This is a genomic window from Flavihumibacter sp. CACIAM 22H1, assembly GCF_001601815.1.
In the GTDB taxonomy this organism is placed as follows: Bacteria; Bacteroidota; Bacteroidia; order Chitinophagales; family Chitinophagaceae; genus Flavihumibacter.
In genome coordinates, this window is the sequence record NZ_LUKG01000124.1 from 1 (window position 1) to 7,864 (window position 7,864).

General features: G+C 40.3%; 6 protein-coding genes. All 6 read left to right on the forward strand.

Features of this window, described 5'->3' with window-relative positions; genetic code table 11:
* Positions 1-446 precede the first annotated feature (446 nt).
* Positions 447-1,253, forward strand: coding sequence for a polysaccharide biosynthesis/export family protein (locus tag A1D16_RS20555; protein WP_290713172.1), 807 nt, complete (start codon positions 447-449; stop codon positions 1,251-1,253).
* A 29-nt stretch (positions 1,254-1,282) separates the two neighbouring features.
* The gene (locus A1D16_RS20560) at positions 1,283-3,586 is read left to right on the forward strand and encodes a polysaccharide biosynthesis tyrosine autokinase (protein ID WP_290713175.1); all 2,304 of its coding nucleotides are present in this window, start codon (positions 1,283-1,285) and stop codon (positions 3,584-3,586) included.
* Between the two features lie 117 nt (positions 3,587-3,703).
* Positions 3,704-5,071: an oligosaccharide flippase family protein gene (locus tag A1D16_RS20565; protein WP_290713178.1), complete on the forward strand. Its 1,368-nt coding sequence runs from the start codon at positions 3,704-3,706 to the stop codon at positions 5,069-5,071.
* Between the two features lie 9 nt (positions 5,072-5,080).
* A complete protein-coding gene (locus A1D16_RS20570) occupies positions 5,081-6,370 on the forward strand; it encodes a glycosyltransferase (protein ID WP_290713181.1) in 1,290 nt (429 codons plus the stop codon).
* A gap of 39 nt (positions 6,371-6,409) precedes the next feature.
* The gene (locus A1D16_RS20575; RefSeq protein WP_290713184.1) at positions 6,410-7,612 is read left to right on the forward strand and encodes a hypothetical protein; all 1,203 of its coding nucleotides are present in this window, start codon (positions 6,410-6,412) and stop codon (positions 7,610-7,612) included.
* Positions 7,609-7,864: hypothetical protein (locus A1D16_RS20580; protein ID WP_290713187.1), on the forward strand; the 256-nt coding region annotated here is incomplete at its 3' end. The genes A1D16_RS20575 and A1D16_RS20580, both read left to right, overlap by 4 nt.

Below are 7,864 nucleotides of genomic sequence, written 5' to 3' on the forward strand. Positions count from 1 at the left end.
GACGCACATGTTTTCACTACATGAGTGCGGGTACTGGATTTCATGATATTGGATTTTCAGAACTGTTAATGTTTTTACCAAAATCTGTGCCAGAAATACCGGTAAAAAAATTTCACAGTTGAAACAACAAAACGTGTAGAAGCTTCCGCAAATTGTTCGAAATACAGCTAATTAAACGCAATTTTTCACGTAGGTCTACGTTAATGGTAAACCCTTAGTGTTTAATGAAAACTTTTAAATAGCTGATATTCAGTTATTTATTTTAATCCAGTGCCACCCTTTGAAAGCACCAGATTTGGTAATCGGTAAATCCTACCAAACATTTGCATAAAGTCAGGTGATGTATTACTTTTACGCATCTTTAATATGCGTACAATTCCGATGGGAATTACCTATGGCTGTTACAGATGTTAAAGTTGTGTTTACCATTAAACCCCTGTTACCTCATGAATCGTTTCGTGTTACCTGCCCGCGCCATTTACTCCCGCTTACTATGGTTGCTGGTACTCAGTGTATTTTTGGGCGGTTGTGCCAGCGTTGAAAAGGCTCGTTATTTCAATGATGCCTATCCTTCACAATATCCGTTGGTGGATGCCAACCTGGATCCGATTATTCAAAAAGCCGATATTTTGGGTATTAACATTAGTTCTCTAAACCCTGATGCCAATTTACCATTTAATACCATCAATACTACCCCGGCGGGTTATTTCGGTAACACCAATAATACTTTGGCCCCGGTCGGCTACCTGGTAGACCCCGAAGGAGTTATTACCTTTCCTATGCTGGGCCGTTTGCAGGCAGCAGGGTTAACCAAACAACAATTTACAGATTCTCTAACCCTGGCTTTATCAAGCAGGAAATTATTGGTGGATCCGATTGTGAGTGTACGGATTCTGAACTTCAGAGTTACCGTATTGGGTGAAGTAGGAAAACCTTCGGTGGTTTCAGTTGCGAATGAACGCATCACCATGCTTGAAGCCATCGGTATGGCTGGTGATTTATTGCTAACCGCAAAAAGAGACAATGTTTTACTGATTCGCGAAGAAGGAAATAAAAAGATTACCCGGCGCATTAACCTGAATGACGAATCCTTTTTTCGCTCCCCCTACTATTTTTTGAAAAGTAATGATATTATTTACGTAGAGGCAAACAAAGCAAGAGTGCAAAGTACCAGCCGGTTCACTACCTTACTACCGGCATTGTTAAGTGGTTTTGCACTACTCGCTATCATTGTTGATAGGGTTTTCCGATAATCCAATTGCTAACTCTGAAATAGAACGATATGCCTTCTACACAAAACAAGACTTTCCGGGCGAAAGAGGATGATCTTTTTAAGCAATTGCTGCAAAAGTATTTACCCTTCTGGCCTTTGTATGCGTTGCTGATAATAATTTTCCTCGGTGTTGCCTATGCTTATGGGAAATATACAATTCCCGTTTATGAAGCCTATTCTTCTGTTGTGATCAAAGATGAATCCAAGGGCTTGAATGAATCTGAAATGTTGCAGGATCTTAACCTTTTCAGGGGTAAGAAACTGGTAGAGAATGAAATCGAAATTCTAAAATCACATTCCTTTATTTCGGATGTGGTCAACAACCTTGGCCTTTATGCCGATGTGGTGGAGGAGACCAGGTTCCGCCAAATGCCAGCTTACCTTACTTCTCCGATTAAAGTACGTTTTAAAGATCCGTCCCGGATTAAAAAAGCAGAAAAAATTCCTTTTGCGTTTAACCGGGATAACAGAACGGTTACCATAGGTAAAGATATTTTCCCCATTAACCAGTGGGTTATTACGAAATGGGGAGAAATCAGTTTTGTGCCGAACTACAAGTATAATGGAGATACGGTATCGCGCTCTCTGTACTTTACGCTCTATCCTGTACAACCCATACAGGCCTCGCTCATGAATCGTCTGAAAGTAGTACCAGCCAGCAAACTGGCTACTGTTATCAATATTTCCATTAAAGACCAGGTACCGGATCGGGCAGAAGATATTCTAAACGAACTGGTAAAAGTTTATACTGAAGCTGAAATTGAGGATAAGAACCAACGGGCTGCCAACACCGTTGCTATGGTGGAAAATAGAATTCGTTCTGTAGCCGGGCAATTGGATTCCGTTGAAAATGAAATTCAACGTTTTCGTACGAATACGGGGGTGATTGATATCAGTGCCCAGGGCCGTCAGTACCTGGATAACGTAGGGCAATATGACCGGCAGCTTGAGCAGATAAAAAACCAGATAGCTGTGCTCGATGAAGTAGAAAAATTTATCGTGCAGAAAGAGTCCTCTAGTTCGGGTATTATTCCCTCCGCAGTGGGCGTAAATGATCCGGCCCTTAACCAAATGCTGGATAAACTTAATGAAACACAGCTCGAGTACGAAAAACTTAAAAGGACTACTGGTGAAAACAGTCCTATTCTGATAAATCTTAAAGAACAGATCAGTTCGCTGAAACCAGGTATTCTTGAGAATGTACGTAATCAGAAAATAAGTTTGAATATCTCCAAAAACAGTTATACCAGCACCGGCAGCCGGTATTCTGCTATGCTTAGTGCAATTCCGCAAAAAGAAAAACAACTGATTGAAATCAGCCGGCAGCAGGTCATTAAGAATCAACTCTATGCCTTTCTCCTTGAAAAAAGAGAAGAAGCAGCCTTGTCTTTTACCTCTACCAATAAGGGCGATACTCGTATTATCGATAAAGCGTATTCTTCAGTAATGCCGGTTAGTCCCAATAAATTTATTCTGTATCTGGCGGCACTCATATTTGCACTGGGTGCCGGAATCGTTTGGGTTAGTCTGAAAGAAGGATTGAATAAAAAAATACTTTTCCGTTCTGAACTGGAAAAATTATCGGAGTTGCCGGTAATGGGTGAAATTTCGTATGATTCTTCCAAAGATCCTTGCCTGGTTCGAAACAATGCTGTTTCTCCAGTAGCCGGACAGTTAAAGAGCTTGCGTAACCAGCTTTTCTTCGGGGCAAATAACCACCAGCATAAAAAAATTATTATTACTTCTGCTAACCGTGGAGAGGGGAAAGCATACCTGGCATCCAACCTGGCTGTTAGTTTAGCGATGACCAATGCAAAAGTTGTATTGATAGACCTGGATTTTTATACGAAGGAGATTAGCTCACTCTACAATCTTGAAAATGCCAAGGGCATTATCGATTATTTTACCAACGCTACCCCATTGCAGTCATTATTGCATATCGATGCGGTAACAAAAGGGTTGGCAATTCTTCCGGCAGGCAGTTCCAATTCCGGAAATGCTGAATGGCTGGTGAGCGACAAACTGGAAAACCTGATCAATGAACTGGCTGCTACCAACGATTATATAGTGATTACCGGCCCCGCATTCAGTGATGATGTAAATATTCAGGCCATTTCACATATTGCAGATGCAAGTTTATTCGTTATCAGACAAGGAGTTACATCCAAAGCAAACCTAACTATGCTGTTGTATAACGGTCATATGGAGGCGCTTAAGAACCCCGCTTACGTATTCAATGCGGTTAGAGGCCGCGGTTGGGGAATAAAAATGTTTGGGAACGGATTCGGTTATGGTAATAACCCTGTGGCTTAATAACAGTATTACCCGGTTTTCTTTCCCGCATTTCATAGGTTTTGATTAGATCGATCGTACCCGGTTGCACCCGTTCGTGTGACTGAGGAGGCGAAGCTTTGGCCTGCACCCACCACTATGCGAACAAAAATTCTTAGCAGTAAATTATTTTCCAGCATTTTACAATCGGATAATGCCCGCACCAAACTGGCCATCCGTAATATTATTGGATCTCTTTTTGTAAAAGGGGGTAGTGTATTTATCAGCTTACTACTGGTACCACTCACCATTAAATATGTAAATGCTACCCAGTATGGAATTTGGTTGGCGTTAAGTTCCATTATTGCCTGGTTCAGTTTTTTTGATATTGGGTTAGGCAATGGGCTGAAAAATAAGCTGGCCGAAGCACTCGCAAAAGATAACAAGGAACTCGCCAAAACACTTGTAAGCACCACCTATGCAATACTCTGTTTATTGGTAGTAGCTTTTGTGGTTATTTTCCTGGTGGTACATCATTTTGTAAACTGGAGCTCCGTTCTCAGTCTGCCTGCATCCATGGAGCCAGAATTACGTAACCTCATTTCCCTGGTTTTTGTCCTTTTTTGTCTTCAGTTTGTTTTGCAAACCATCGTAGTTATTCTAACTGCACACCAACAGGTTTCAACAGCCTCCTTTCTTAGTTTCCTGGGTAACCTCTTGTCGCTTGCCATTATTTTTATATTAACGAAAACAACAGAAGGCAACCTGCTTTATCTCGGCCTCGCATTCAGTGCAACACCGCTGGTGGTTTATTTTTTTTCCAGTGTTTTTTATTTTAAAACCCGGTATAAATTAATTGCCCCCTCGTTTAAAAGCGTCAATTTTTCTTATTCCCGTACGCTCATGGGCCTGGGGGTAAAATTTTTTATCATTCAGATCGCTGCAATTATTCTATATCAAACAACCAATATTCTCTTATTGAAGCTCTACGATGCGGATGAAGTAACTTCCTATAATATAAACTATAAGTATTTTGGTATTATCACGATGGTGTTTTCGATCGTTATGTCGCCCTTTTGGGTAGCCTTTTCCGATGCCTACCATAAAAATGATATACCCTGGATTAAACAAACCATCAATAAGCTGCTCAAAATATGGGGGCTTATAGCTGTGGGGGGGCTTCTTATGCTACTGGTTAGTGTACCGGTAATAAAGTTCTGGGTGGGTGATTCTGTACGGTATTCGCTGCATGCAGGATTTGCTATGTGGTTGTACTTTATAAGTAGTTCTTTTGGTTCCATCTTTGTGTTTTTTATCAATGGTACCGGAAAGGTTTTTCTGCAATTTCTTACCAGTATACTTGCACCGATTTTATTTATACCGCTGGCTATTTTTTTAGGAAGATACCTGGGACAAGCCGGCTTAATTTATTCATCTATCATCTGTAATGTATATGGGATTTTTATAGCGCCACTGCAATACAGAAAAATTATTCAACAAAATGCTACCGGTGTCTGGAATAAATAAATCCCTCTTATGAAAGTGCTCTGGTTTACCAATACGCCCTCTAACGCAGCGGCTGAACTGGGCGCAGTTAGTAAAGGCGGTGGATGGATTTCATCACTCGAAACCCTGGTTACCCAAACAACTTCCATTGAATTGGGCATTGCTTTTTTTTATCCGATGAAAGAAGATAAAAAAATTCTGAAGGGCAATACCACCTATTTTGCCATTGCATTGGAAGAAAAGAATGCATTGTCCCGGATTAAAGATCGTTTTCTGCTGAATCTTCCGACAGATTCGAAAATTTATAAGCTTTTAAAAATCATCGATCAGTTTAAGCCCGATCTTATACATGTTTTTGGTTCTGAGGAAGTGTTTGGCATGGTAGCGAAATATGTAAATACGCCGGTTGTATTACATATCCAGGGAATTCTGACACCCTACCTTGATAACTGGTTTCCCAGGGGTATTTCAAACGGCAGTATTTTTAGGAAAACCCCCGTATTGGACAGCCTCCGTGGTACCGGCTTGTTTTTTGATTATCGAACGCTGTCAAAAATGGCAAGCCGCGAGCGACAAATTTTTTCTCACTGTAAATTTTATATGGGAAGAACCTATTGGGATGAATCGGTGAGTAAATTATTGTCTCCTGGATCCAGCTATTTTCATTGTGAAGAGGTTATTCGCCCTCTATTTAACGAGCATCACTGGCAAATGCCTGCCAAGCACACTACCTTAAAAATCAGTACAACCATTAACCCGAATATTTATAAGGGGCTGGATATAGTGCTGAAAACAGCCGTGTTATTAAAACAAAAGGCGAAGCTAGATTTCGAGTGGAATATTTATGGTATTCATGGAAGCCATACACTGGTTAAATTGTTTGAAGAGTTGTTGAATGGTTCCTTTGAATCAAATAATGTAACATTTCATGGTCCGGTAAATGCCGAGCAATTGGTTGAATATCTTTGCCAGTCGCATGTTTTTGTTCACCCCTCTCATATTGACAATAGTCCCAATAGTGTTTGTGAAGCAATGTTACTTGGCATGCCGGTAATAGCCGCCAATACTGGCGGGGTGGCTTCCCTTTTGGTAGATGGTGAAGAAGGGCTGTTGTACCCCGATAATGACCAATACCTGCTTGCCCGGCATATAATTGAGTTGGGGCAAGATCCCGATAAGGCCGTTGGCCTGGGGCAGAAAGCAAGAACAAGGGCAGTAAAACGCCATAATCCACAGGAAATCATAAAATCCTTACAGGAAATATATCAGGCTATCATCAGTAATAGCAGGGTTCGTATTTCACAATCCACTGTAGTATAAGTGAAGCGGTTTATTGAAATAATATTGTTACTGGGATTAATGGCAACATCGGGTATGCCTCTTTTTATCGACAATGTGCCGGTATTCCTGGCCTATTTCGGATACTGTATTTTTTGTTTCTTTTATTTCAAAGTCAACCTGCGGTATTTTTTGCCATTTTTGCTACTGTTCTGCGGCATTTTATTTGTTCAGTTTCTGAATACTGGTACTTATTATACATTAACAGCAGTTGCTCAATTGATGATTTTAATGACAGCTGTTATAACTGTAGATGCATTAAAAGAGCGATTTGTAAGCAGCTTTTTGCAGATAATGTATTATATCGCTATCATCAGCCTCGTGTTTTTTATCCCAATTTTTATACAACCTGGCGTTGCCGATTTATTGATTGCCCATTTCCCGATTCATGTGCCCATCGAAAAAGAATCCTATGGAATCCGGCAGATCATTCACAGTTTTCTTTTCTTTAATTTTTCTCCTGATTTTAATTTCAGAATACGTAATGTAGGTCCTTTTTGGGAGGCTGGTGTATATGGAGGTTACCTGATGGTAACCCTTATTTTAAATTCCATTAAGGAACGGTCAATTTTTAACCGCAAAGGCATTTTATTTATTTTCTGTATTCTGACCACTTTTTCAACCACGGCCTATCTTGCTTTGTTTCTTTTTATAGGTGTTTATTATGCCGTCAAAATTGGAAGCCCCATTCTTCGCGCCGTCAGTATCCTAGTTTTCGCAGGTGGGTTTGGTTATGCTTATGCTGAATTGGAATTTTTGGGATCAAAAATTGAAGATGAAATGAAACTGGTTGCTTATGATGCGCAGGTTCAGGGAGGTAATTCAAGAATGGCCAGTGCCTATCTGGATATTACCGAATTGGATGAAAATAAACTTTTTATATTTTTCGGTAGAGGAAACCATCCAGAACATAGGGTGGCGACCCGTGATAAAGCCGTTCAGCGTAATAATGGAACAACAGATGTAATAGCGGTATGGGGGATTCCTTTTTTTATCATTTATGTACTATTAATGGGAAGGTCTATCCGTTCGCTTTGTGTGTATTATAAAGAGAAAACTTTTGTGGCCCTGCTTTTTGTAATAATAATGCTTACCCTGGGCGTTAGTGAACCATATTTTAGGTTTGGATTTTTTTATGCATTGGTACTGTTATACATTCCTTTTGAACATGCCAGCAAAAGACCAGACGATTCTGTTACTGAATTACAACCTGTTATTACATGAGCCGGTTCACTTCTATCATAAATAAACTGCGGATAAAAAAACAGGATTATTCGGTTAAGTACTATTCAGCGCTTACCTACCTGTTCGCCGGGATTTATGGCATTAAACTGGGGAAAAATGCCCTGTTTTTTAAGTTTTCTACCTTTTTTATGCAAGAGGGCTCCAGCATTGAAATTGGCGACAACTGCCAGTTTCGGTCGGGTGTAGTAACCAACCTTTTCGGCCTTAATCACCGCTGCATATTGTCTACCC

Bases quoted from the DNA above. Each gene is read 5' to 3' on its own strand.
- A1D16_RS20570 (WP_290713181.1), top strand. From the start codon at position 5,081: ATGAAAGTGCTCTGGTTTACCAATACGCCCTCTAACGCAGCGGCTGAA.
- A1D16_RS20560 (WP_290713175.1), top strand. From the start codon at position 1,283: ATGCCTTCTACACAAAACAAGACTTTCCGGGCGAAAGAGGATGATCTT.
- A1D16_RS20565 (WP_290713178.1), top strand. From the start codon at position 3,704: ATGCGAACAAAAATTCTTAGCAGTAAATTATTTTCCAGCATTTTACAA.
- A1D16_RS20555 (WP_290713172.1), top strand. From the start codon at position 447: ATGAATCGTTTCGTGTTACCTGCCCGCGCCATTTACTCCCGCTTACTA.
- A1D16_RS20575 (WP_290713184.1), top strand. From the start codon at position 6,410: ATGGCAACATCGGGTATGCCTCTTTTTATCGACAATGTGCCGGTATTC.